The sequence below is a fragment of the Streptomyces sp. NPDC056987 genome (assembly GCF_042673865.1).
Classification (GTDB): domain Bacteria; phylum Actinomycetota; class Actinomycetes; order Streptomycetales; family Streptomycetaceae; genus Streptomyces.
On record NZ_JBHURV010000029.1, the window covers coordinates 34,966 to 58,116 of the forward strand.

A 23,151-nucleotide genomic window follows, 5' to 3' on the forward strand; every position below is an offset into this window, starting at 1 on the left:
GCCTAATGCCCGGCGACGGCCACCGCACGAACCCCGGGTGAACAACCGCCCGCGCTCGTCCGGGAACCGGACCGTAGGATGGCGGGGTGGCAGCCGACACCGTGAGCACCGAGGCGTTCGAGGCACACCGGTCGGTGCTGACGGGGGTCGCGTACCGCATGCTCGGCCGGTACGCCGACGCCGAGGACGTCGTGCAGGAGGCGTGGTTGCGCTGGAGCGCCGCCGACCGCGCGGACATCCGCGAGCCGCGCGCCTACCTCGTACGGATCACCACCCGCCTCGCCATCGACCGGCTGCGCCTGGCCCATACGCGGCGCGAGGCGTACGTGGGCCCCTGGCTGCCCGAACCCGTCGTCACCGATTTCGGCCCGACCGTGCCCGATACGGCGGACCGTGCCGTGCTGGCCGACTCCGTCTCCCTCGCGGTCCTGGTCGTCCTCGAATCGCTCTCGCCGCTGGAGCGCGCGGTGTTCGTCCTGCGGGAGGCGTTCGGCTTCCCGTTCGCGGAGATCGCCACCACGCTGGAGCGCAGCGAGGCCGCCGTACGGCAGCTCGCGGGCCGGGCCCGCCGCCACGTGGAGGAGCGCAGGCCCCGCTACGACGTCGACCCGGCCGAACGCCGCGATCTCACCGAGCGGTTCCTCGCGGCGGCCGGCGGCGGTGACCTGGAGAAGCTCCTCGCCCTCCTCGCCCCCGACGCCCGGCTGGTCGGCGACAGCGGAGGCAAGGCCCTGGCGCCCCCGCGCGTCCTGGAGGGCGCCGACAAGGTCGGCCGCTTCCTGTCCGCGATCTCGGCGGGCCTCGCGCTGTACGACTTCACCCTCACCGAGATCAACGGCGCCGTCGCGGTCCTGGCCCTCGACGGCGGAAAGCCTGATTCCGTCCTCCAGTTGGAGATCAGGGACGGCCGGGTGCAGTGCGTCAACATCATCCGCAACCCGGACAAGCTCGGTGGCATCGTCGCGGGCCGGCCCGCGGTGTAAGGCGGGCCTCCACACCGGGTAAAAGATCCGTTTCCTTCCGTGACCTGCGTGCCCATTGGTCTTGACCAAGGGGTGGGGCCGTCTTATGGTCGCTTTTTAGTGAGGAACCTTTAATAAACAAGGGCACGGAAACCCGCCGGGCGGCCGGCGATTGCGGAGGATCAGGGTGGGGACCACGCAGCTCGAAACGGTGCCGGAGCCCAAGTACTGGCATCTCAGGACCGTCCTTGCCGAGGCGCTCGACTCCGACTTCGTGGTCGGTGAGGTGCTGCCCAACGAGCGTGAACTGGCCGCCCGTTTCGGGGTTGCCCGCGCCACTCTGCGGCAGGCGCTCGAACAACTGGAGCTGGAGGGCCGCCTCCAGCGCCGTCGCGGCGTCGGCACGACCGTCGCCCCGCCGCGCGTCGGTGTCGACGTCTCCACGCCCCGGCGCGCCTGGCCGGGCGAGGGCGAGGACGCCTGGCAGCCGCTCGACTGCGGCCCGGCGGCGGCGCCCGCCGCGGTGGCCCGGCTCCTGGAGACCGACGACGGCGACCAGGTCCACACCGTCCGCAGGATCCGCGTCACGCACGGCCAGTCCGTGGCCGCCGAGCTGATCTACGTGCCGTCGTCCTCGGTGCCCGGCCTCTCCGCCATCGACGCCCCCTCGGGCCCCGCGCGCGCCCGCGCCGTCCTGCGGGAACTCCAGCACCTGGAACTCGACTCCCAGGAACGGGCGGTCGAGCTGGGCTCGGCCCGCGCCGACGACGCCAAGGAGCTGGACCGCCTCCCCGGCGCGCCCGTCCTCGTGGTCACCACGCGCTACGTGGTGGCGGGCCGGGTCGCCGCGGTCTCCGTGGCCACGTACCGGGCGGACACCTGCCGGCTCACCTTCGGGGACTCCGGCGGTCTGGAGATCAGCGACGAGACGCAGGAGCGCAGGGCGTCGTAGCCGAGCCGAGTCGAGCCACGTACCGACAGGCCAGGCCAGGCCTGCGGAGGCGGTGACCGAGACCGAGGGCCTGTCGTCCCCGCGCGAAGTCCCTAGCGGCGGGCCGTCACCGTGCTCTCCACCGCGAAGAGCTGCTCCTCCACATGGTCGATGGCCAGCCGCAGCGCGCCCGTGGCCACCGCGGCCTCGCCGAGCAGGGAGAGCGTCACACGGGGCGGGCGCAGACAGTAGCGGGCCAGCTCGTCGCGGAGCGGGTCCAGTACGCCGTCGAGCCCCGCCGCCCAGCCGCCGATCACCACGAGCTCCGGGTCGAGCGCGAGCACCAGTGCCGCGACATCGTGCACCAGCCGCAGGATGAACCGCTCGACGGCCTCCTGGGCCCGCGGGTCGCCCTGCCGGGCCTCGGCGAAGACCTGCGCCACCGCCTGCTCGTCCAGCGGATGCAGCGGTTCGTCCGTCGTCGACAGCAGCCGCTCCGGGGTGACCCCGCGCCCCAGCAGATGCAGCGCGCCGATCTCGCCCGCCGCCCCTCCGAACCCGCGGTGCAGCCGTCCGCCGATCAGTGAGCCCGCGCCGGGGCTGAGCCCGGCCAGGACGAAGACGATGTCGTCGGAGTCGGTGGCCGCGCCCTTCCACTGCTCGGCCACGGCCGCCGCGTTGGCGTCGTTCTCCACCAGCACCGGGCAGCTGAACGAGCACCGCAGCCGTTCGCCGAGCGCCAGCCCCGTCCACTGGGGCAGCGCCGTGCCGAGCCGTACCGTCCCGTCGGCCTCGACGATGCCCGGACTGCCCACCCCCACCGCCCGGAGCGAATCGCGCGCCACCCCGGCCCGCGCCAGCACCTCGTCGGTGACCAGGCGGACCCCCGCCAGCCGCTCGTCCGCGTCCGCCTTCGCCGAGACCTCCCGGGACCCGGCGCCGATGATCTCGCCGTCCAGCCCGGCGACCATGGCCGCCACCCGGTGCGGCCCGATCTCGATGCCCAGCAGATGCCCGGCCTCGGCGCGGAACCGGAACCGCCGCGCCGGGCGGCCCTGTCTGCGGGTCTCGCCCTCCTCCGGGGCCGACCCGGCGACCAGCCCGGCCTCGATCAGCCCCTCCACCACACCCTCGACCGTCGGCCGGGACAGACCGGTGATCCTGGTGATGTCCGTGAGGGTGAGCGAGCCCGCGTCCCGCAGGGTGTGCAGTACCACCGCGGAGTTGATCCTCCGCAGCAGGGACGGATCTCCGCCGGTCAGCCGCCCCACGGTACTCCTCCAGCTCGTGCGCGTGTGTGGCGGATCGTACTCGGTGCCCGACGGCCCGGCGAGTGGTGTGCACCGGGGCGTACGCGGGCGGACCCGGCCGCCGCCCGGTCGACAACGGCCCGCGGTTGACCATCAGCGATCAGCCGTCTGTGCGAACCGGCAGCGCGTCCGGCCCGGCCGAGGAGTGCCGAGTCAACGTGACACTTCCTACCGTCGCCGGTCAGCGCCGGCTGTGGCGGGGATGGCGTTGTCGATGAGGACGGCGGCGATGGCGGCGGCGGCGGGGAAGGCGTCGGCGTCGAGGACCCGGGTGCGGGCCGCGGCGCCGTCGATGAGCAGCGCGAGCTGCTCGCCGAGCTGTTCGGGGGCGGCGGCGCCGGCTTCGCGGGCGGTGTCGGCGAGCCGCGCGGCGACGGCTTTCTTGTAGTCGCGTGCGTACTGGGACGCGGGGTGCTGGGGGTCGTGGAGTTCGACGGCGGCGGCGATGAAGGGGCACATGGGGGTGGTGGGGGGGATGTCGAAGGCGGCGAGGAGCCGTTCGCGGGGCGTGAGGTCGGTGCGGTCGAACACGCCGGACAGAACGGAAGGGTCGAACCGGCGCAGGTACTCGGCGACGAGTTCGTCCTTGCCGGTGAAGTGCTGGTAGGCCGTGCGCTTGGACACTTCGGCCGCCGCGCAGAGCTCGTTCATTCCGGTGCGGTTGATGCCCTGCTCGCGGAACAGTTGCTGGGACGCACTGAGGATGCGCTCGCGGGCGCCCCGGCCGCGGCGGCGGCCCGTGGGGCCCTTCTCCAACTCCGTCATGAGCCCATCGTACCCCGGCTGGGTAATGGTCGGTGTACATAGCTTGCGCCCCGGTCGCCCGCCCCGTACCGTAAACAAACAGATCGGTGTACATAACGCCATCACCCCAGGTGCGCACGGCACCACCGACCCAAGGGAGCGACTATGGGAAAGCTCGACGGCAAGGTAGCGGTCATCACCGGCGGCACCACCGGCATGGCACTGGCCGGCGCGAAGCTGTTCGTCGACGAGGGAGCACACGTCTTCATCACCGGCCGCCGCCAGGACGCCCTGGACGAGGCCGTGAAGCAGATCGGTCGCAATGTCACCGGCGTCCAGGGCGACGCCGCCGACCTGGACGACCTGGACCGCCTGTACGACACCGTCAAGCGGGAGAAGGGAAGCCTCGACGTGCTGTGGGCCAGCGCAGGCGGCGGCGAGCCCGCCCCGCTCGGCGAGATCACCGAGGCCCACTTCGACGCCGCGTTCCACCTCAACGCCCGCGGCACCCTGTTCACCGTCCAGAAGGCCCTTCCGCTCTTCAACGACGGCGGCTCCATCCTCATGACCGGCTCCAACGCCTCCCTCGGCGCCTTCCCCGGCTGGAGCGTCTACGCCGGCAGCAAGGCCGTCCAGCAGGCCTGGGCCCGCGTCTGGCTCAACGAGCTCAAGGACCGCCGCATCCGCGTCAACGTCCTGACCCCCGGCCAGGTCGCCACCGCCAAGCAGGAAGAACTCTTCGACGAGGCCACCAAGCGCCAGTTCGAGTCCCTCATCCCCCGCGGCCTGATGGGCCGCCCCGACGAAATCGCCAACGCCGCCCTCTTCCTCGCCTCCGACGACTCCAGCTACGTCAACGGCATGGAACTCGTCGCCGACGGCGGCACCACCGCCATCTAGACCGAACGACACACAACCAGGGCAGGACATCTCATGAGCAACATCAGCATCATCGGCACCGGGGACATGGCCCGCACCATCGGCGCGCGGGCGGTAGCGGGCGGCAACACCGTCGAGGTCATGGGCCGCGATCGGTCCAAGGCCGCCGACCTGGCCAAGGCCCTCGGCGGCGGCGCCACGACGGGAGAATGGGGCACCGCCCCGGCCGGGGACATCGTCATCGTGGCCCTGTTGTACGACGGTGTCGTGCCGGTCGTCGCCCAGTACGGAGACGCTCTCGCGGGCAAGGTCATCGTCGACATCAGCAATCCCTTCAATTCCACCTTCGACGGGCTGGCCCACCGTGAGGAGACCTCGATCGCGCGGGAAGTCGCCAAGGCGGCCCCGGCAAGCGCCGGCGTGGTGAAGGCGTTCAACACCGTCTTCCGCCATGTCCTGGAGAAGGGCCGGCCCGACGTCTTCATCGCCGGCGATGATGCGCAGGCCAAGGCGAGTGTGGAGGCGTTCGTCGAGAGCCTCGGGCTGCGCCCGCTGGACGTCGGCGGCCTGGAAATGGCGCACTGGCTGGAAGGAGTGGGCGTGGTCACGGTGGGCCTCGCCAACCACGGGGTGGGGAACGTGGACTTCGCCCTCGGCATCACCGAACTTCCCGTCTGAGTGAACGATTGACGGATGAAGCGCCGCGTGGCCGTGCCCTTTCCGCCCTCGGCGATCTTCTCGGCGAGGGCGGAAAGGATCATCGGTGGTCAGGATTTCCAGCATGATCACGGCGTTCGCGGCCTTCTCCGGCAGCAGCTCGACCGCGCACCGCCGCGCGTCAGCTGTCCGCAGAAGCGGAGCGCTCCACGCTCCCCGGGACGGCCCCGGATCCCGGCCGTCCGCCGCGGCGGTCAGTCGCCGACCTTCTCCATCCGCGCGGCGGACCGGTCCGGCGCCCGCTCCCGTCCGGCACGTACGTGTCCCGGATCCGTGCTGTCGTACGGCAGCGTCAGATCGCGGTCACGGGTCTCCGGTGCCATCCGGGTGGCGATGAGGCTCACGGTCGTGACCAGCATCATGTAGACGGCGACGGGGATCCAGGAGCCGGAGAACGCGGTGACCAGCGCGGTGCAGATCAGCGGCGCGACCCCGCCGCCGATCACGGAGGAGAACTCCCGGCCCAGGGTGACCCCCGCGTACCGGTAGCGGTTCCCGAACAGCTCGGGGAAGAAGCTCATCTGGACACCGACCGCGCCCTGGCAGGCCAGGATGAAGCCGACGACGATCGCCACGGTGATCGCGACCTTGGACCCCGAGTTCAGCGCGACGAAGGTGGGCGCGGGAAGCAGGACCAGGGCGCTCAGGATCAGTGTGTACACCGGCCTGCGCCCGAACCGGTCGGAGAGGGTGCCGAAACAGATCGCCGCGATGCCGCCGCAGATGGCGCCGAGCAGCAGCACCTCCGGTACGAAGTCCTTCGGGACGCCCACGGTCGTCACCAGGTAGGAGGCCATGAAGACCTGATATGTGTAGGACTGCGTGCTGATCCCGAAATTCATGAAGAGCACCAGGAGCATCGGCCTGCGGCCCCGGGTGAGGACCTCCCGCACCGGTGACGCGGCCTTCTCCCGCCGCTCCTGCTCCTGCGCCTGCTGTTCCTTGAGGTCCTTGAAGACAGGGCTCTCGTTGAGCTTGCGCCGGATGATCATGGCGGCCACGGTCACGACGAGACTCGATCCGAAGACCAGCCGCCAGCCCCAGGACATCAGGGCCTCGTCGGAGAGGCGCTGGGCGAGGATCCAGGCGACGGCACCCAGGGCCGTCCCCAGCGCCGCGCCGGTCATGACCAGTGACGAGAGCCTGCCCCTGCGCCCCTTGGCCGCTGTCTCGGTGAGCAGGGCGGCTGCGCCCGACTGCTCGGCGCCGGCGCCGAAGCCCTGGCCCATGCGGCAGATCAGCAGCAGGATCGGGGCGAGCAGGCCGACCTGTCCGTACGTCGGCAGCAGCCCGATGGCGAGCGTGGAGCCGCCCATCAGGAGAAGTGTCGTGACCAGGATCCACTTACGGCCGAGCCGGTCCCCGTACCGGGAGAAGAAGAGCCCGCCGAGCGGCCGGGCGGCGAAGCCGACCGCGTACGTGCTGAAGCTGGCGAGGATGCCCACGGACGCCGAGACGTTGGGGAAGAACAGCTCGCTGAAGATCAGCGCCGAGGCGGTCCCGTAGATGACGAAGTCGTACTGTTCGAGCGCGGTGCCGATCAGGCCGGCCCAGGCCGCGCGGCGTACCGCGGCGGGTTCCGGCGTCGGTTCCCCGGACGGGGTCGTGGCCGGCGGGGACGGGGGTGTCACGGCAGGTGTCGTGTGGTCCATGATCCATGCCTCCTTGAACGGATCGGAGTTCCGGAGCGGAGCGGAACTGATGGAGCAAAGCTGGTCAAAAGGGGTACGTGGGGGTGCGTGGGGTGGGGGGGGGCGGGAGTGTGTCGCGGTGTGCGGTACGAGGTGGTGCGGGTGAGCGGGGTCGCCGCGCGGCCCGTCCGGGGGTCAGGCGGGGCTGTCGCCGGGGCGTACGACGACCTTGAGATGGGCCGGGTCGTTCCCCGGGGCCCGCAGGGCGTCCGCCGCCCGGTCGAGCGGGAACCGTCCGGTCAGGACGCCCGCGAGATCGACCCGTCCCTCGGCCACCAGAGCGATGGCGGTGGGGAAGGCGTGGGCGGAGCGGAACGCGGTGGACAGCTCGATCTCCCAGCGCTGGAGATGCGCCAGCGGCAGCCCGTCCACGCTGGGCGGGGCCTGCCCGACGACGATCGCCCGGCCCGCGGGGCGCAGGGCCGCGAGCCCCTGCCGGAGCGCGGCCGGATGGGCCGAGCACTCCAGCAGCCGGTCGGCACCGGTCAGTTCGAGCTCCTGTTCCGCCGTGTTGACGACGGAGCTCGCGCCCAGCTTGAGCGCCTGCGCGAGCCGCGCGTCGTTGACATCGGTGACGATCACCTCGCTCGCCCCCGCGGCCCGCGCGACCTGGGCGACGAGGATGCCGATCGGCCCCGCCCCGGTGACCAGCACCCGGTCGCCGAACTCGACACCGGCGCGCCGCACCGCCCACACCGCGACGGCCAGCGGCTCCACCAGCGAGCCGACCTCCAGGGGTATGGCGTCGGGCAGCGGATGGACGGCGCGCGCGGTGGTGACGACGTGTTCGGCGAAGGTCCCGTCGGTCGGCGGGGAGCCGAGGCAGGTGCCCACCGGGCAGAGGTTGTAGCGCCCGGAGCGGCAGGTCGGGCACGAGCCGCAGCCCACGGCCGGCTCCACCGCCACCCGGGTGCCCACGTCCAGCGCGACGGCGGGGCCTTTGGCGCTGATGACGCCGGACGCCTCGTGGCCGAGCACCGTCGGCCGGCGCAGTTCGTTCCGGCCGTTGCGGCCGCTGGTGAAGTAGTGCATGTCCGAGCCGCAGACACCGACGGCGTCGACCGTGACGAGGACGTCGTCGGGGCCGAGCGGCCGCAGCGGGCGGTCTTCGACGCGCAGGTCGCCCGGGCCGTACAGGACGGCGGCGCGGGTCGAATCGGGAGCGAACACTTCTCTGACGTCTCGCACGTCTCTCACATCCTTGTGAGCGGGGACCGGAAAACCCGGGAAGGGGAAGGGGAAGGGGAGCGGGAAGGGACAGGGGGGGGCAGGGGGGGTCAGCCAGTCGGCTGCGGCTCGCACTCCGCCGCGCGCGCGGCCTCGGCGGCCGCCGCGCCCGGTCCGAACCGGACGATGACATCGATGAGTTCGGCGATCCGGCCGCCGAACGACGGGTACTCGGTCAGCCCGTCGCCGAGCAGCCCGCTGTCCAGCACGGCTTCGACGAACGCGGCGCGCGACGCCCCGGAGGCCGCGGGCGCCGTGGCCGCGCGCTCCGCGATCGCCGTCAGTGTCCCGCGCGCCGGATCCACCATCGCGGCGGCGTGCGGACCGGGCGAGAACCCCTCGGGCGGGGCGACGCAGCACAGGTACGCGGCCACGGTCAGCGCCAGCCGGTGCGGCATGCGCCCGGCGCGCAGGTGCAGAAGCGCCGGTTCCGGCACCCGCTGGCGCAGCTTCACCGAGCCGTCGGACCCGACCTGCTGGGTGCGGTGGCCCAGCGCCGTGTTGGCCCAGCGTTGGAAGAGCTGCCCGACATACGCGTCGAGATCGATGTCGTCGGGCACGGTGAGGCTCGGCAGGTACTCGCCGCGCAGCACACCTCGCGCGGCCTCCGCGACGAACGGACGGCCGATCGACTCCGGAACGGTCGCCCGCCCGTCCAGCGCGCCCAGATACGCGATGAGCGAGTGCGTGCCGTTGAGCAGCCGGAGCTTGAGCAGTTCGTACGGCTCGACGTCCGCCGTGAACAGCGCCCCACCGTGCTCCCAGCGCGGCCGCCCGGCGGCGAACCGGTCCTCCATCACCCACATGGAGAAAGGTTCCGCCGGCACCGGTACCGCGTCGCGCACCCCGAGCCGGGCGGCGACCGCCTCCCGGTAGACATCGGTCGTGGCGGGGACGATCCGGTCCACCATCGAGTTGGGGAACGTCACCGAACGCTCCAGCCACGGCGTCAGCGCGTCCCGCTCGGCGGCGGGCAGCGCCTGGGCGAACTCGTGCACCAGGCGCTCGGTCTGAGCGCCGTTGGCCACCAGGTTGTCGCAGCTCAGCACCGTCACCGGAGCGGCGTGCGTACGCTGCCTGCGCTGCAGCCCGCGGACGATCTGCCCGATGGTGGTGCGCGGTGGCGCGTCACCGCGCAGATCCGACCGTACGGCGGGGGCGTCGAAGTCGAGACCGTGGGTACGCGGCGAGAAGGTGTAGCCGTGCTCCGTGACCGTCATCGTGATGACGGCGGTGCCGGGCGCGGCCAGCGCGTCGAGCAACTCGTCCGGCTGCGCGGCGGCCACCAGCGCCCCGGTGTGCACCGACGGGACGGTCACCTCGGTGTGTTCCGGGGAGATCTCCACGACCGCGTACCGCATGTCCTGCTCCCGCAGGGCCCGGGCCACCCCGGCCGACCGGCTCGCCACCCCGAGGATGCCCCACGGCCCCTCGGTGTGCGCCAGCGCGGCGGCCGTGTGCACGGCCTGGTGGGCGCGGTGGAAGTTGCCGAGCCCGAGATGGACGAGGCCGGTCTCGGCCGGCGGCTTCGCCGCGACGGTTCCGGCACCGAGCCGGGGGAGCGCTGTGGTCATCACCGGTCACCAGTCCGTCATCGAGCCGTCGCGGCGGCGCGCGATCGGCAAGTAGGCCGGTTCGTAAGGGAATCGGGCGGCCAGCTCCTCGTCGACCTCGATCCCGATACCGGGCTGCTCCCCGGGGTGCAGATGTCCGTCCTTGTAACTCCACGCGTGCCGGAACACCTCGTGGACGAGCGGCTCGTACCCCATGTACTCCTGGATGGCGAAGTTCGGTGTGGAGAGGCCGACATGGAGGGACGCGCCGAGCGCGATCGGCGACACGTCGGAGGGGCCGTGCGGGCCGAGCTTGACCTGCCAGATCTCGGCGAGCGCGGCGATCCGCCGGAGATGGCTGATGCCGCCCGCGTGCGTGACACACGTCCGTACGTAGTCGATGAGCTGCTCGGTGATCAGCGACTGGCACTCCCACACGGTGTTGAACACCTCGCCGATGGCGAGTGGCACGGTGGTGTGATGCCGGACGTGCCGCAGCACCTCCTGGTTCTCCGCCGGGGTGACGTCCTCCAGCCAGAACAGGTCGACGTCGTCCAGCCGCTGTCCCAGTCTGGCCGCCTGGCCGGGCGTCAGCCGGTGGTGCACATCGTGCAGCAGCTTCAGCTCCGGGCCGACGTGCGCGCGGGCCGCCGCGAGGACGCCGGGGGCGTGCCGCAGGTAGGACTCCGTGTCCCAGATCTCCTCCACCGGTGCCGCGCCCCGCCCGGCGGGCTCGTACCCGGCGCCGCCCCGCGTCACCCCGTACACCATGTCATGACCCGGCACACCGCTCTGCGCCCGTACGGCGAGGAAGCCCCGGTCGCGCTGTGCGTCGATGGCGTCGAGCAGTTCGGGCACGTCCCAGCCGGAGGCGTGGGTGTAGGTGAGGACGCGGTCGCGGACCGCGCCGCCGAGGAGCTGGTACACCGGCTGCCCGGTGGCCTTGCCCTTGATGTCCCACAGCGCGAGGTCCACCGCGCCGATGGACGTCATCGTCACCGGACCGCGCCGCCAGTAGACGCCCCGGTACAGGTACTGCCAGGTGTCCTCGATCCGTGCCGGATCCCGGCCGACGAGGAGCGGCGCAACATGGTCGCGCAGATACGAGGCGACGGCCAGCTCACGCCCGTTGAGGGTGGCGTCGCCCCAGCCCACGAGCCCCTCCGCCGTGGTGATCTTGAGGGTGACGAAGTTACGGCCGGGGCTGGTGACGAGCACGTCCACGGCGGCGATGGTGTCGGTCCTGGTCATCGGGCCACCGCCACGACGTTGTGGAGCTGTTCGCCGGCGGCGAGCCGGCCGATGTTGGCGGCGATGTCGGCGGCCCTGCGCGCGAAGGTCTCGCGGGTGAGGCCCGAGGAATGGGGAGTCATCAGTACGTTGTCCAGCGTTTCGAAGGGATGTGTGCCGGGCGCGCCGGAGTGGCCGTCGGACGGGTACCGGTACCAGACGTCGAGTGCGGCGCCGCCGATGGCCCGGGTGCTCAGCGCGTGGAACAGGGCGTCCTCGTCCACGACGGGGCCGCGGCCCACGTTGACCAGGACGGCCGAGGGGCGCATCAGGGCGAACTCGGCCGGACCGATCAGTCCGGTCGTCGCCGCGCTGAGCGGCGCCGAGACCACCACGACGTCCGACGTCTCCAGCAGGGTGCCGAGATCGTCCACCGTCCCCGACCACGCCAGCCGGTGCGCCGCCGCGTCGACATCGCCGCGCCGGGTGACCGCGACGCCCCGCGCGCCGAACGCCCGGAACAACTCCCAGCTACGGGCGCCGATATGACCGAAGCCCACGAAACCGACCGTCGCCGCGCCCAGGCTGTCCACCCAGGGTGCGCGGGCGTCGTACACGGGGGAGTCCCACTCCCCGCGGCGCAGCGCCTCGTGCTGGCGCAGGAAGCCCCGGCGGAGCAGGACCGCCGCCGAGACGGCGTACTCCGCCATGGAGTTCTCGTGGTGGAAGGTGTTGGCGACGACGGTACCGGCGGCGAGCGCACCGGTCTCGATCTTCTCCGTGCCGGCGCCCGCGGCGTGCACCAGACGCAGCCCGGGGGCCGCGGCGGCCATGGCGGCGGTGCACTGGCCGGAGACGAGGACATCGGCGTCGGCCAGGGCGGTCCCGACGGCGGTGGTGTCCCGCGGGTCGGGCCAGCGTACGGCCGTACCCGCCGGGAGCGCGGCCTCGAACTCGGGGCGCAGGGGCCGGAGGTTGGAGTCGGCGACGACCACGGTGAGTGTCATGACCCGTCCTTCGTGGCTCGCCCCGCGGTGGTGTGGAGCCCGGCGTCGTGGGTGCGGGGCGGATCGCTGTGGGTGCGGGCCGGGCCGCTGTGAGGAGGGGCCGGACGGCTGTGGGGGAGGGCCGGGCCGCTCGAACCGCGGACGATGAGCTGGGTCGGCAGCCGCAGCGTGCGCGGGGTGTGGCGGTCACCGGCGAGCACCTGGCCGAGCAGGTCCATGGCGAGGGAACCCGCCTTCGCCATGGGGACGGCGATGCTGGTGAGGGAGGGCTGCGACACCTCCGCGAACGGGATGTCGTCGACCCCGATCACACTGAGGTCCTCCGGCACACCGATCCCCAGCGCGCGGGCGCCCGCGATCACACCGAGCGCGACCAGATCGTTGTGGGTGATCACCGCGGACGCCCCGGAGGCCATCACACTGGCCGCCGCGGCGGTCCCGCCCGCCACCGTCTCGGACTGCCACCCCAGCAACTCCAGCTCCAGCCCGGCCCGTTCGGCCTCGGCGCGGATCAGTTCGACGCGCTGGGCGTTGGACCAGGAGCGCTGCATGCCCTGGACGTACGCGATCCGCCGGTGGCCGAGGGCGGCGAGGTAGTCGACGGCCTGGCGCAGCCCGTGCGCGGCGTCGGTGAGCACACAGTCCGCGCCGGTCGTCTCCCGGTTGACCAGCACGGCGGGCGTACGGCCGCAGAGGCCGAGGATCTCGTCGGCGTCCAGCCGTGACGACACCACGACGAGCCCGTCGGCCTGGTCCCGCAGATGGGCGATCACCTCGCGCTCGCGGTCCGGGTTGAGATCGGTGTCGGCGAGCACGACGGTCTGCCTGCGGTGCCACCCCTCACCCTGGGCGGCCTTCACGAAGGCCCCGAACACGGGGTTGGCGATATCGGGGACCACCACGGCCACCGTGGCGGTCTCCCCGTCGGCGGCGGGCTCGGCGACCCGCGATCCGTTCGGTTCGTATCCCAGTTCTTGCGCAGCGGAGAGAACCTTGCGCAAGGTTTGCGGTCCGAGCCGGTCCGGGTCGCTGAAGGCGCGGGACGCGGTGGACAGGGCGACGTTGGCGCGCTTGGCGACGTCGGTGAGGGTGGGGGCCATGGAGTACTCCGTTTACCGGCTCGACGGAGAAAGGGGAGAAGGGTGCGTGAACGACATGGTGCATGGTCGTCACCGTTGCGCAAACTTGTCAACGCTTGCCACAAAATTGGCAAGGCCTCTGCCTCGGTGCTGCCGCCCCGGTGTTGCCGCTCCGCCCCCGGAGTGGCCGCGCGACATGCGCGGTGAGCGGTTACGCGACGGTCACCACGCGCCGGACGCTCTCACGCAGGGCGCGACGCCGCTCGTGCACGTCCGCGGGCTCCTCGTCGGTCGCCGCGTAGACGTTGCTCACCGGTGACCAGGCCATCGACATGGCGATCACCATCGCCATCAGGTCGAACGGGCCGCCCTCGCGCACCAGGCCGGCTGCCTGCGCCCGGGCGATCGCGCCCAGCTTGCTGTCCTCTCACCGCCGACATCGAACTGCTGCCGTCGGCGCGCGTGAACGAGGCCCTCGACCGGCTCCGGCGCAACGACGTCCGCTACCGCTTCGTGCTCGACCTGTCCGACCTGGACTGAACGGCGGGAAACCGGTCGGGCGGACGAGAAACGAGAACCGCCCGTGACCACGTCGGGCGGGACGTGGTCACGGGCGGGTTCAGCGCGCAGCCGTCACAGAATGGAGCCCGGTGTGTAGCCCGCCGCCTCGGGGTGGCGCTTCAGGATCTCCTCGATCCGGCCCACCACCGTCGCGATCTGCTCCTCCGCCGCACCGGTGAAGGAGAGCTTGTCGGCCATCAGCGCGTCCAGCTCCGCCCGGTCGAGCGGCATACGGGCGTCCGCCGCCAGCCGGTCGAGCAGTTCGTTGCGCTCGGCGCCCTGCTCGCGCATGGCCAGCGCCGACGCCACCGCGTGCTCTTTGATGACCTCGTGCGCCGCCTCCCGGCCGACCCCGGCCCGTACCGCGCCCATCAGGACCTTCGTCGTCGCCAGGAACGGCAGGTAGCGGTCCAGCTCGCGCGCCACCACCGCGGGGAACGCGCCGAACTCGTCCAGGACGGTCAGGAAGGTCTCCAGCAGCCCGTCGAACGCGAAGAACGCGTCCGGCAGCGCCACCCGGCGCACCACCGAGCACGAGACATCGCCCTCGTTCCACTGGTCGCCCGCCAGCTCGCCGGTCATCGACGCGTAGCCGCGCAGGATCACCATCAGCCCGTTGACCCGCTCGCAGGAGCGCGTGTTCATCTTGTGCGGCATCGCCGAGGAGCCGACCTGGCCGGGCTTGAAGCCCTCCGTGACCAGCTCGTGCCCGGCCATCAGCCGGATCGTCTTCGCGACGGAGGACGGCGCGGCGGCGAGCTGCACCAGCGCGGTCACCACGTCGTAGTCGAGCGAGCGCGGATACACCTGGCCCACGGACGTGAACGCCCGCCCGAAGCCGAGATGGCCCGCGATCCGCTGCTCCAGCTCGGCCAGCTTCGCGGTGTCGCCGCCCAGCAGGTCGAGCATGTCCTGCGCCGTGCCGACCGGGCCCTTGATCCCGCGCAGCGGGTAGCGGCCCAGCAGGTCCTCCAGCCGGCCGTACGCCACCAGCAGCTCGTCGGCCGCGGTCGCGAACCGCTTGCCGAGGGTGGTGGCCTGCGCGGCGACATTGTGCGAGCGGCCGGCCATGACCAGCGCGCCGTACTCGCCCGCCAGCTTCCCGAGCCGGGCCAGCACCGCCACCGTACGGTCGCGCGTCAGCTCCAGGGAGAGCCGGATCTGGAGCTGCTCGACGTTCTCCGTCAGGTCGCGCGAGGTCATGCCCTTGTGCACCTGCTCATGACCGGCGAGGGCGTTGAACTCCTCGATCCGCGCCTTCACATCGTGCCGGGTGACCTTCTCGCGCTCGGCGATCGACGCCAGGTCGACCTGGTCGAGGACGCGTTCGTAATCGGCGAGGGCGGCGTCGGGCACCTCGATCCCGAGGTCCCGCTGCGCCCGCAGCACGGCCAGCCAGAGCTGACGCTCCAGCTTCACCTTCTGCTCGGGGGACCACAGCACGGCCAGCTCCGCGGAGGCGTAGCGGCCGGCAAGGACATTGGGGATACGAGGCTTGGGAGTCACGTGAGCTGATTCTACTGTCGGTTCACGTGACCCCGCGCCGCACCCGTTTTCGTGTGTTCCTACGACGCGTGTTCGTGTGGTGGGTGTTCCTGCGCCTCGTGCGTCTCGTACGGCTCGTTCGCCTCGTACGGCAGCAGCTCCGGCCGCTTCGCCGCCCTGCCGTCCCCGGAGGAGCGCCCCGTCACCCGGCGCATCACCCACGGCCCGAGGTACTGCCGGGCGAACCGCGCGTCGCTCGTCCGCCGCGCCAGCCACCGCGCGGCCTCGGCGGGCGGCAGCTCCGCGCGCCAGTCGTCGGCCGCCTCCAGCCCGAGCGTCTGCCAGACCGCCTCGGCGACCCGGCGGTGGCCCTCCGGCGTCAGATGCAGCCGGTCCACGTCCCACATCCGCTGATCGCCGAGGACCGGCGCCCCGTACAGGTCCACCACGAGCGCGCCGTGCCGGGCCGCCAGCTCGTCCACGGTCGTGAACAGCTCCTCCATGCGCGGCCGGAAGCGTTCCATCACCGGCCCGTTCCGCCCCGGGCTGCGCATCAGTACGAGCTGCCCGCACGCCGGGGCGAGCCGTTCCACGGCCTCCGTGAGCCGTGCGCGTACCCGGCCCATGTCGACCTTGGGCCGCAGGGTGTCGTTGAGTCCGCCGACCAGCGTCACCACGTCCGGAGCCATCGCCGCCGCGAGGTCCACCTGCTCCTCGACGATCTGGCCGATGAGCTTGCCGCGTACGGCGAGATTGGCGTACCGGAACCCGGGGGTACGGGCCGCGAGCCGGGCGGCGAGCAGATCCGCCCAGCCGCGGTACGAGCCGTCCGGCAGCGGGTCGGACATGCCCTCCGTGAACGAGTCACCGACCGCGACAAAACTGGTGTACTTGGCATTCATCTCCATGGCGGAGCCGATCGTACCGCGCGGTAGGTTCGCGTGCCCTACGCGTGCCGGCCCACCAGCTCACGCAGCAGGTCCTCCATCGTCACCAGTCCTTCGAGCTTCCCGTCCTCGTCCAGCACCCCCGCCAGATGCGTACGGCCGCGGCGCATCGCGGTCAGCACGTCGTCCATCGGGGTCGTCGCCCGTACCCGTGCGATCGCGCGCATCCCCGAGACGGGGAAGGGCTCCTCACGCGGCCCCGCGTCCAGCGCGTCCTTCACATGGAGGTAGCCGAGGATCCGGCGCGCCGGATCCACCACCGGGAACCGCGAGAAGCCGGTCTCCGCCCCCAGCCGTTCCAGGCCCTCCGGCGTCACCCCGAGCCGCGCCGAGACCACGCGCTCCAGCGGCATCACCACATCGCGCACCGGACGGCGCCCCAGCTCCAGCGCGTCGTGCAGCCGTTCCGCCGACCGGTCGTCGAGCAGCCCGGCATGGCCCGCGTCGGTGACCAGCCGGGCCAGTTCGTCGTCCGAGAACGTGGCGGACACCTCGTCCTTCGTCTCCACCCTGAGCAGTTTCAGCAGGCCGTTGGCGAAGGCGTTCACCGTGAAGATCACCGGGCGCAGCGCACCCGCCAGCGCGACCAGCGGCGGCCCCAGCAGCAGCGCGGCCCGCGCGGGCCCGGCCAGGGCGACGTTCTTGGGCACCATCTCGCCCAGCAGCATGTGCGCATACGTGGCGACGGTGAGCGCGATCACGAACGAGAGCGGATGCACCAGCCCGTGCGGAACCCCCACCGCGCTGAAGAGGGGCTCCAGAAGGTGCGCGATGGCGGGCTCGGCGACGATGCCCAGAACCAGGGTGCAGAGCGTGATCCCGAGCTGCGCCGCGGCCAGCATCGCCGACACGTGCTCCAGCCCCCGGATCACGCTCCGCGCCCTCCGGTCGCCGGCCTCCGCGGCCGGCTCGATCTGGCTGCGGCGCACGGAGATCAGGGCGAACTCGGCCGCGACGAAGAACGCGTTGACGGCCAGGGTCAGCAGCGCGACGAAGAGCTGAAGCGCGATGATCATCCGGCACCCTCCCCCGTCTTCCCGCTCCCGCCGGTCTTCCGCATGCCTGCGTCCGCCGCCCCGTCCGACGGGCGGGGCGCGCGCAGCAGCAGCCGGGCCGCGCGCCGGCCCGTGGCGTCCACGACCTCCAGCTCCCACCCCTCCAGCGTCAGCCGGTCGCCCTCGGCGGGGATCCGGCCCAGTTCCGTGGCGACCAGTCCCGCGAGCGTCTCGTACGGGCCCTCGGGCATCCGCAGCCCGGCCGTCCTGAGCTGATCGGCGCGCGCGGCGCCGTCGGCCGACCAGAGCGCCCTGCCCTCGGCGTCCTCGCCCACCGGCGCCAGGTCGGAGAGCTCGTGCGGGTCGTGCTCGTCCCGTACCTCGCCCACGACCTCCTCGACGATGTCCTCCAGCGTCACCACCCCGGCCGTTCCCCCGTACTCGTCGATGACGACGGCCATCGTGACGCCGCCCGACAGCCGGTCGAGGAGGGTGTCCACGGTCAGGCTCCCCGGCACCAGCAGCGGCTCGCGCAGCAACTCGGCCACCGCGAGCCGGGGCCGCCGCTCCGCCGGGACCGCCAGGACGTCCTTGATGTGCGCGATGCCGACGACGGTGTCCAGGCTGCCCCGGTAGACGGGGAAGCGGGACAGGCCGGTGGCGCGGGTCGCGTTGGCGACGTCCGCCGCGGTGGCCCGTACGTCCAGGGCCATCACCTGCACGCGGGGCGTCATCACGTTCTCCGCGGTCAGCGCCGCCAGGCTCAGCGTCCGTACGAACAGCTCCGCCGTGTCCTCCTCCAGTGCGCCCGCCTCGGCGGAGTGCCGCGCCAGCGCGACCAGCTCCTGGGGGCCGCGCGCGGAGGCGAGTTCCTCGGTCGGTTCCAGGCCGAACCCGCGCACGATCCGGTTCGCCGTGCTGTTGAGATGCGCGATGAACGGACGGAACGCGCCGCTGAAGTACCGCTGGGGTGTGCCCACCACCTTGGCGACGGCCAGGGGTGAGGAGATCGCCCAGTTCTTCGGCACCAGCTCGCCGACGACCATCAGCACGATCGTCGACAAGGCCGTGCCGATGACCAGCGCCACCGAGGAGGCGGTGGCGGGGGCGAGGCCCAGCGCCTCGACCGGCCCGCGGATCAGCTTCCCGATGGACGGCTCGGAGAGCATCCCGACGACCAGATTGGTCACGGTGATGCCGAGCTGCGCGCCGGAGAGCTGGAACGTCAGGCTCCGTACGGCCTTGAGCGCCCCGGCCGCGCCCCGTTCCCCGCGCTCGGCGGCCCGTTCGAGATCGCCGCGTTCCACGGTGGTGAGGGAGAACTCCGCCGCGACGAACGCCCCGCAGGCCAGCGCCAGCAGAACCGCCACCAGGAGCAGAAGCACTTCGGTCATCCGGTCACCTCCGTCCCAGGATCGCCGCACGGGCCGGGGACCGCGCGGCGTCGCCGGCCATTTTCCGCGACGGCGTACGGGGGCGGAAGACGCGCGTCCGTCAGGCGCCGTGCGGCTGTTCGGCGCTTCCGGCGCCGCTCAGCGGCTTCACCCAGCGTCGCCAGTGGTCCTCACGGTGGTATCCGGCCGAGGCCCAGGTGTGGTGGGCGCGCTCGTTGGCCTCCAGGACCATGGCGTCGGCCCGCCGCCCGCCCAGCGCGGCGAACCGCTGTTCCGCCGCTTCCATCAGGGCGCTCGCGATGCCCTGCCGGCGGTGGTCCGGGTGTACGGCGAGCCGGTAGGCCGAGCACCGCCATCCGTCGAAGCCGGCTATCACCGTCCCGGTGAGGACGCCGTCGCGCTCCGCGAGGATCAGGGCTTCCGGGTCCCGGGAGACGAGCCGGGCCACTCCGTCGTGGTCGTCGCTGATGCTCGTGCCCTCGGCGGCCTCGCGCCAGAACCGCAGCACGGCGTCGATGTCCGTGCGGGTGGCGGGGCGGATGTGGAGATCGCTCATGAAAGCAACCCAATCAGACCGCCGCCCGGCCCCGTCGGCCGTCCCGTTCCGTGAGATCCGCTCACCGCGTGGAACCACCGTTTGGAACGACCTCAAGCTTTGGTTAGAGGGTGTCGCGAATCGTATTGACGCTCTCCTCGATGAAGCGCTATAACTTCTAACGAACGCGAAAGCGCATAGCCGAAGTCGGAACGCAGTGGAGGTCGTCATGAACGCCGAAGGACTCGTCGAGGTCGTCCTGCCGGGCACGGTGGAGCCGGAGGGGCTGCTGATCCGGCGGGGAGCGGTCCCGGTCGCGGGGCCGGGGCAGGTCGTGATCAGGATGGAGGCGACCGGGGTCTCCTTCGCCGAGCAGCAGATGCGCCGGGGCCGCTACTACGACCAGCCGCCGTTCCCCTTCGTGCCCGGGTACGACCTGGTCGGCACGGTGCAGGCGACCGGCGAGGGCGTCGACCCCGCACTGACCGGCAGCCGGGTGGCCGCACTGGTCAAGGTCGGCGGCTGGGCCAGCCACGTCGTCGTGGAGGCGGCGGACACCGTCGCGGTCCCCGACGGGATCGGCGCGGCGGAGGCGGAGACCCTGGTGGTCAACGGCATCACCGCCTGGCAGATGCTGCACCGCAGGGCACGGATCCGCGCGGGACAGACGGTCCTGGTGCACGGGGCCAACGGCGGCGTCGGCTCGGTCCTCGTCCAACTCGCCCTCGCCGCGGGCGTGCAGGTGATCGGCACCGCCTCCGCCCGCCACCACGACAGCCTGCGGGCGCAGGGGGTCACCCCCGTCGACTACCGCACCGAGGACGTCGCCGCGCGGGTGCGTGAGCTGGCCCCCGGCGGGGTGGACGCCGTCTTCGACCATGTCGGGGGCCGCAGCGTCATCGACTCCTGGCGCCTGCTCGCCCCCGGCGGCACGCTCGTCTCGTACGGCAGCGCCTCCACCCGCGACGACTCCGGGTCCAAGCAGCTTCCCGTGCTGAAGATCCTTGCCCGGGTGTGGGTCTGGAACACGCTGCCCAACGGCCGCCGTGCCTACTTCTTCAACATCTGGGCCGGGCGCGCCTTCGCCAAGGACCGGTTCCGGGCCCGGCTGCGCGCCGACCTCACCCAGGTCTTCGCGGCCCACCGGCGCGGTGAGGTCACCGCCGGGATCGCTGCCCAACTGCCGCTCGCACGCGCCTCCGAGGCCCTGCGGCTGGCCGAATCCGGCACCGTCGCCGGAAAGATCGTCCTCACCCCGTAGCCCGTCGGCCCACTCGCTCGATCACCAGCGCAGCCACTCAACCACTCGATCACTCACCTACCTGTCCACTTATCCGCAGTATTGGGGGACGTCATGTCCAGCACCAACCCGTCCACCGTTCCGTACCGACGGTCCCGGTCCGGTCTGCGCGTCGCCGCGCTCACGGCCTGCCTCGCCGTCGCCGGGGTCCTCGGAACGACCGTCCCGGCCGCCCATGCCGCCCCGGACCCGGCCGCGGTCGGCCACCACGGCGGTGCCGCGCTCTGCCGGGGCGAGGGCGTCGACCCGTCCGCCGTCATCCGCTACCGGTCCGACATCGTGATCAAGGCGCCGCTGAGCACCGTCTTCACGCTGCAGACCGACGTGGCACGCTGGCCGTCCTGGCAGCCACCCGTCCTCACCATGCGGCGCCTCGACCCGGGCCCCCTGCGCAAGGGTTCACGGTTCCGGTGGACCACCCCGGCGCCCGCCACCCCCACGACGCCCGCCACCACCCTGAACATCACCTCCACCGTCCAGCAACTCCAGCGCGACCGCTGCATCCTGTGGCGGGGACCCGCGATCGGCGAGGGGCTGGGCATCGACGAGGGCGTCCACCTGTGGACCTTCACCACGGTCAAGGGGGGTGTCCGCGTACACACCGAGGAGACCTGGACCGGCGCCCAGGTCGAAGCGGATGTCCCCACCGCGACGAAGGCTCTCGGAGACGGCCTCGAAGCCTGGCTCCACGACCTCAAGACCACGGCTGAGGCCCGCGCCCACCGCTGACCGTCCCTCCCGGCGGCCGTGGTCACCCGCCGCGCAACTCCTCGATCACCGGGCCGAACGCCTCCATGTACGGGTCGAGGACCGTCAGATAGGTGAATCCGTAGCGCTCGCGCTGGGCCCTGAGCTGGTCGGCGATCTGCCGTACGGTGCCCACCGCGAGCAGCGGCAGCTCCAGCGCCTCGTCCTCGTCGAGTCCCACCCTCGACAGCAACTCCCGCACCGCCGCCCGGCGGTCGTGGGTGACGGTGACGAACTGGAGCAGCAGATTCAGCTCCGCGGGCACCGCCCGGCCCGCCTCGAACCCCCGGTAGGCGGCGACCCGTTCGGCCAGTTCCCCGGCGGTGATCGCGCGCAGCCCCTCCGGGGTGTGGCGGGCCCCCGTGAACGCGGTGATCGCGGCCCGCTCCGCGGCCAGCCGCAGCACCCGGTCGCCGTTACCGCCGATCAGCAGCGGGGGCATCGGGGACTGCGCGGGGCGCGGCACATGGGACGCGTCGCCGAGCAGCCGGTCCAGCTCGTCGACGGTACGGGTGAGCAGGTCGACCCGTTCGCCGGGCGGCAGGAACTCCAGCCCGGTCCGCTCATGTTCCTCCCGTACGTAACCGGTGCCGAGCCCCAGCTCCAGCCGCCCGTCGGACAGCGCGTCCACGGTGGCGATCTCCCGGGCGAGCAGCGTCGGGTTCCAGAACGCGGCGTTGAGGACGAAGGTGCCGAGCCGCGGCCGTTCGGTCGCCTCCGCGGCGGCGGCCAGGGCGGGGAACGGCGCGACCATACCGAGGTGGTCCGGCACGAGGATCACGTCGTACCCCAGCTCCTCGGCGCGTCTGCACCGCTTGCGCCACTCGTCGCCGCCGGTGGCCGAGGTCATGTTCACACCGAATCGGAAGGGCCGTGTCATGGACGCTCCTCACGCGTGACGCGTACGGTCGGGAACCGGGCGCCCGGATTCGCTACCCACCCGTGACCGGATCGACCCCGGAGGGCGCCCTGGACACAGGTACGGACGCCCCCACCGGCTCCGGCGCCTACCCGGGCTCCGGTGCGAACGCCCTCGCGAACGCGGCCCCGTCCCACCCGCCGTCCAGCTCCGGCGCCAGCCAGGTCGCCGCCCGCGTACGGAACTCCGCCGGGTCCAGCGACCCGGCGCCCGCCGGCAGGGCGCCCAGCAGCGGCGCGCCCGCCACGTCGGGCAGGTCCGCCAGATTGCAGCGCGCCGCCAGCCCCGGCGCGGCAGGCCAGCTTCCGATCACCACCCCCAGCGGCGTCAGCGACCGGGCCCGCAGCGCCTCCGCCGTGAGCGCGGTCGCGTTGAGCGTGCCGAGTCCGGCCTCCGCCACCACCAGGACCGGGGCCCCCAGCAGCCGGGCGGCGTCCGCGAGCGTGGCGCCCGCCGCGTCGAACCGTACGAGCAGCCCGCCCGAGCCCTCGACCAGCACCAGATCGTGCTCGGCGGCCAGCTTCTCGGCCGCGACCGCGATCTCCTCGGGGCGCACCGGCTGCGCACCGGCCCGCAGCGCCGCCGTCGCGGGCGCCAACGGCTCGGGGAACCGGCCCAGTTCGGCCGCGGTCACCGGGCCGGCGAGCCGGACGGCCTCCGCCGCGTCCCCCGGCTCGTCCGGAGCGAGTCCGGTCTGTGCGGGTTTGAGCACCGCGACGGTACGGCCCCTGGCCAGCGCCGCCGCGGCCACGGCGGCCGTCACGACGGTCTTGCCGATCTCCGTCCCGGTCCCGGTCACGATCATGATGGGCATGCCAGGTCAGTCCTTCCGCCGTGGGGGGGCCGCGGGGGGGGCGACGGCGGCCACCGCGGGGGGGATCACGGGGCGGTGCGAAAAGACCCGCCCACGACGCGGGGGGGTGGGGACTCGAGGGCGG

At 72.5% G+C, this 23,151-nt stretch carries 21 protein-coding genes and 2 pseudogenes; 7 read left to right on the plus strand and 16 right to left on the minus strand.

What is annotated here, in order from left to right:
- Positions 1-86: 86 nt before the first annotated feature.
- On the plus strand, positions 87-983 hold the full coding sequence (sigJ, locus tag ACFTZC_RS28830; protein ID WP_382894588.1) for an RNA polymerase sigma factor SigJ: 897 nt from the start codon (positions 87-89) through the stop codon (positions 981-983).
- A gap of 166 nt (positions 984-1,149) precedes the next feature.
- Complete coding sequence (locus ACFTZC_RS28835) at positions 1,150-1,914, plus strand: GntR family transcriptional regulator (protein WP_382894590.1); 765 nt, start codon at positions 1,150-1,152, stop codon at positions 1,912-1,914.
- Positions 1,915-2,006: 92 nt separating this feature from the next.
- On the opposite strand, the gene ACFTZC_RS28840 is transcribed toward ACFTZC_RS28835, so the two are convergent.
- Entirely contained in the window at positions 2,007-3,164 is a 1,158-nt protein-coding gene (locus ACFTZC_RS28840; protein ID WP_382894592.1) for an ROK family transcriptional regulator, read from the minus strand.
- A gap of 207 nt (positions 3,165-3,371) precedes the next feature.
- Complete coding sequence (locus ACFTZC_RS28845) at positions 3,372-3,968, minus strand: TetR/AcrR family transcriptional regulator (RefSeq protein ID WP_382894594.1); 597 nt, start codon at positions 3,966-3,968, stop codon at positions 3,372-3,374.
- A 144-nt stretch (positions 3,969-4,112) separates the two neighbouring features.
- On the opposite strand from ACFTZC_RS28845, the gene ACFTZC_RS28850 reads away from it, so the two are divergent.
- Positions 4,113-4,847 carry an SDR family NAD(P)-dependent oxidoreductase gene (locus ACFTZC_RS28850; protein ID WP_382894596.1) on the plus strand — a complete coding sequence of 245 codons (735 nt, stop codon included), beginning with the start codon at positions 4,113-4,115 and terminating at the stop codon, positions 4,845-4,847.
- 33 nt (positions 4,848-4,880) lie between these two features.
- Positions 4,881-5,504: an NADPH-dependent F420 reductase gene (locus ACFTZC_RS28855; RefSeq protein ID WP_382894598.1), complete on the plus strand. Its 624-nt coding sequence runs from the start codon at positions 4,881-4,883 to the stop codon at positions 5,502-5,504.
- 233 nt (positions 5,505-5,737) lie between these two features.
- Here ACFTZC_RS28855 and ACFTZC_RS28860 read toward each other — a convergent pair whose 3' ends face one another.
- From ACFTZC_RS28860 to ACFTZC_RS28890, 7 genes and pseudogenes are all read right to left on the minus strand, one after another.
- Positions 5,738-7,195 carry an MFS transporter gene (locus ACFTZC_RS28860; RefSeq protein WP_382894600.1) on the minus strand — a complete coding sequence of 486 codons (1,458 nt, stop codon included), beginning with the start codon at positions 7,193-7,195 and terminating at the stop codon, positions 5,738-5,740.
- Between the two features lie 174 nt (positions 7,196-7,369).
- The gene (locus tag ACFTZC_RS28865; protein ID WP_382894601.1) at positions 7,370-8,422 is read right to left on the minus strand and encodes an NAD(P)-dependent alcohol dehydrogenase; all 1,053 of its coding nucleotides are present in this window, start codon (positions 8,420-8,422) and stop codon (positions 7,370-7,372) included.
- Positions 8,423-8,511: 89 nt separating this feature from the next.
- A complete protein-coding gene (locus ACFTZC_RS28870; protein ID WP_382894603.1) occupies positions 8,512-10,035 on the minus strand; it encodes a mannitol dehydrogenase family protein in 1,524 nt (507 codons plus the stop codon).
- A gap of 6 nt (positions 10,036-10,041) precedes the next feature.
- Positions 10,042-11,265 (minus strand): D-mannonate dehydratase ManD, encoded by a 1,224-nt coding sequence (gene manD / locus ACFTZC_RS28875; RefSeq protein WP_382894605.1) that lies wholly within the window; start codon positions 11,263-11,265, stop codon positions 10,042-10,044.
- Positions 11,262-12,251, minus strand: coding sequence for a 2-hydroxyacid dehydrogenase (locus tag ACFTZC_RS28880; RefSeq protein WP_382894607.1), 990 nt, complete (start codon positions 12,249-12,251; stop codon positions 11,262-11,264). The genes manD and ACFTZC_RS28880 overlap by 4 nt, the downstream gene beginning before the upstream one ends.
- A complete protein-coding gene (locus ACFTZC_RS28885; protein WP_382894609.1) occupies positions 12,248-13,351 on the minus strand; it encodes a LacI family DNA-binding transcriptional regulator in 1,104 nt (367 codons plus the stop codon). Before ACFTZC_RS28885 ends, ACFTZC_RS28880 begins: the two co-directional genes overlap by 4 nt.
- Positions 13,352-13,541: 190 nt before the next feature.
- Positions 13,542-13,757 (minus strand): annotated as a pseudogene (locus tag ACFTZC_RS28890) (TetR/AcrR family transcriptional regulator); the annotation flags it as partial.
- Between ACFTZC_RS28890 and ACFTZC_RS28895 the strand changes: the two are divergent.
- Positions 13,757-13,870: pseudogene (locus tag ACFTZC_RS28895) on the plus strand (NAD(P)-dependent alcohol dehydrogenase); the annotation flags it as partial. The pseudogenes ACFTZC_RS28890 and ACFTZC_RS28895 overlap by 1 nt on opposite strands.
- Before the next feature lie 93 nt (positions 13,871-13,963).
- On the opposite strand, the gene purB reads toward ACFTZC_RS28895, so the two are convergent.
- The 5 genes from purB to ACFTZC_RS28920 all read right to left on the minus strand — a co-directional run bounded on the left by purB (position 13,964) and on the right by ACFTZC_RS28920 (position 19,268).
- The gene (purB, locus tag ACFTZC_RS28900) at positions 13,964-15,397 is read right to left on the minus strand and encodes an adenylosuccinate lyase (RefSeq protein WP_382894611.1); all 1,434 of its coding nucleotides are present in this window, start codon (positions 15,395-15,397) and stop codon (positions 13,964-13,966) included.
- 59 nt (positions 15,398-15,456) lie between these two features.
- The gene (locus tag ACFTZC_RS28905; protein ID WP_382894613.1) at positions 15,457-16,284 is read right to left on the minus strand and encodes an SGNH/GDSL hydrolase family protein; all 828 of its coding nucleotides are present in this window, start codon (positions 16,282-16,284) and stop codon (positions 15,457-15,459) included.
- 38 nt (positions 16,285-16,322) lie between these two features.
- Complete coding sequence (locus tag ACFTZC_RS28910) at positions 16,323-17,336, minus strand: hemolysin family protein (RefSeq protein WP_382894715.1); 1,014 nt, start codon at positions 17,334-17,336, stop codon at positions 16,323-16,325.
- Positions 17,336-18,712, minus strand: coding sequence for a hemolysin family protein (locus tag ACFTZC_RS28915; RefSeq protein ID WP_382894614.1), 1,377 nt, complete (start codon positions 18,710-18,712; stop codon positions 17,336-17,338). The genes ACFTZC_RS28910 and ACFTZC_RS28915 overlap by 1 nt, the downstream gene beginning before the upstream one ends.
- A gap of 100 nt (positions 18,713-18,812) precedes the next feature.
- Entirely contained in the window at positions 18,813-19,268 is a 456-nt protein-coding gene (locus ACFTZC_RS28920; protein ID WP_382894616.1) for a GNAT family N-acetyltransferase, read from the minus strand.
- A gap of 208 nt (positions 19,269-19,476) precedes the next feature.
- Between ACFTZC_RS28920 and ACFTZC_RS28925 the strand changes: the two genes are divergently transcribed.
- Both ACFTZC_RS28925 and ACFTZC_RS28930 read left to right on the plus strand, forming a co-directional pair.
- Positions 19,477-20,508 carry a medium chain dehydrogenase/reductase family protein gene (locus ACFTZC_RS28925; protein WP_382894617.1) on the plus strand — a complete coding sequence of 344 codons (1,032 nt, stop codon included), beginning with the start codon at positions 19,477-19,479 and terminating at the stop codon, positions 20,506-20,508.
- A 93-nt stretch (positions 20,509-20,601) separates the two neighbouring features.
- Positions 20,602-21,276 carry an SRPBCC family protein gene (locus tag ACFTZC_RS28930; RefSeq protein ID WP_382894619.1) on the plus strand — a complete coding sequence of 225 codons (675 nt, stop codon included), beginning with the start codon at positions 20,602-20,604 and terminating at the stop codon, positions 21,274-21,276.
- A 22-nt stretch (positions 21,277-21,298) separates the two neighbouring features.
- On the opposite strand, the gene ACFTZC_RS28935 is transcribed toward ACFTZC_RS28930, so the two are convergent.
- Positions 21,299-22,174, minus strand: a complete 876-nt coding sequence (locus ACFTZC_RS28935) for a TIGR03621 family F420-dependent LLM class oxidoreductase (RefSeq protein WP_382894621.1) — start codon at positions 22,172-22,174, stop codon at positions 21,299-21,301.
- A gap of 127 nt (positions 22,175-22,301) precedes the next feature.
- Positions 22,302-23,027, minus strand: a complete 726-nt coding sequence (gene bioD, locus ACFTZC_RS28940) for a dethiobiotin synthase (RefSeq protein WP_382894623.1) — start codon at positions 23,025-23,027, stop codon at positions 22,302-22,304.
- Positions 23,028-23,151: the final 124 nt, after the last annotated feature.

Coding starts and splice junctions, on each gene's coding strand:
- ACFTZC_RS28845 (WP_382894594.1), bottom strand. CDS start 3,968: ATGACGGAGTTGGAGAAGGGCCCCACGGGCCGCCGCCGCGGCCGGGGC.
- ACFTZC_RS28850 (WP_382894596.1), top strand. CDS start 4,113: ATGGGAAAGCTCGACGGCAAGGTAGCGGTCATCACCGGCGGCACCACC.
- ACFTZC_RS28855 (WP_382894598.1), top strand. CDS start 4,881: ATGAGCAACATCAGCATCATCGGCACCGGGGACATGGCCCGCACCATC.
- ACFTZC_RS28860 (WP_382894600.1), bottom strand. CDS start 7,195: ATGGACCACACGACACCTGCCGTGACACCCCCGTCCCCGCCGGCCACG.
- ACFTZC_RS28870 (WP_382894603.1), bottom strand. CDS start 10,035: ATGACCACAGCGCTCCCCCGGCTCGGTGCCGGAACCGTCGCGGCGAAG.
- manD (WP_382894605.1), bottom strand. CDS start 11,265: ATGACCAGGACCGACACCATCGCCGCCGTGGACGTGCTCGTCACCAGC.
- ACFTZC_RS28880 (WP_382894607.1), bottom strand. CDS start 12,251: ATGACACTCACCGTGGTCGTCGCCGACTCCAACCTCCGGCCCCTGCGC.
- ACFTZC_RS28885 (WP_382894609.1), bottom strand. CDS start 13,351: ATGGCCCCCACCCTCACCGACGTCGCCAAGCGCGCCAACGTCGCCCTG.
- ACFTZC_RS28905 (WP_382894613.1), bottom strand. CDS start 16,284: ATGGAGATGAATGCCAAGTACACCAGTTTTGTCGCGGTCGGTGACTCG.
- ACFTZC_RS28915 (WP_382894614.1), bottom strand. CDS start 18,712: ATGACCGAAGTGCTTCTGCTCCTGGTGGCGGTTCTGCTGGCGCTGGCC.
- ACFTZC_RS28920 (WP_382894616.1), bottom strand. CDS start 19,268: ATGAGCGATCTCCACATCCGCCCCGCCACCCGCACGGACATCGACGCC.
- ACFTZC_RS28925 (WP_382894617.1), top strand. CDS start 19,477: ATGAACGCCGAAGGACTCGTCGAGGTCGTCCTGCCGGGCACGGTGGAG.
- ACFTZC_RS28930 (WP_382894619.1), top strand. CDS start 20,602: ATGTCCAGCACCAACCCGTCCACCGTTCCGTACCGACGGTCCCGGTCC.
- ACFTZC_RS28935 (WP_382894621.1), bottom strand. CDS start 22,174: ATGACACGGCCCTTCCGATTCGGTGTGAACATGACCTCGGCCACCGGC.
- bioD (WP_382894623.1), bottom strand. CDS start 23,027: ATGCCCATCATGATCGTGACCGGGACCGGGACGGAGATCGGCAAGACC.